Origin of the sequence: Paenibacillus sinopodophylli (assembly GCF_005930355.1) — a bacterium.
GTDB lineage: Bacteria > Bacillota > Bacilli > Paenibacillales > Paenibacillaceae > Pristimantibacillus > Pristimantibacillus sinopodophylli.
In genome coordinates, this window is the sequence record NZ_VDBO01000090.1 from 1 (window position 1) to 243 (window position 243).

The window sequence follows — 243 nt, forward strand, 5'->3', positions numbered from 1 at the left end:
CCAACTGTTGCTGTTCCAATTGCTGTGCCGCCTGTTGCTGCTTTGTAGACATTGACTACGTCGCCTTCTACTAGACCTGTTACCACTACAGTATCATCTACGCCTGCTTTGTTGTTCGTTGCAGTGATCGTTGCTGCTACCGGTGCTACAGATACAGGTTCAGTTGCATATTTCGCAGCCGTACGTGTACTTTCCAGCTTGTTCGCTTTCGTTACCGATACGTACGCTGTTCCGCCTGTTGCA

At 49.4% G+C, this 243-nt stretch carries 1 pseudogene; it reads right to left on the minus strand.

What is annotated here, in order from left to right:
• Positions 1-243, minus strand: a pseudogene (locus tag FGT79_RS31545) (hypothetical protein); the annotation flags it as partial.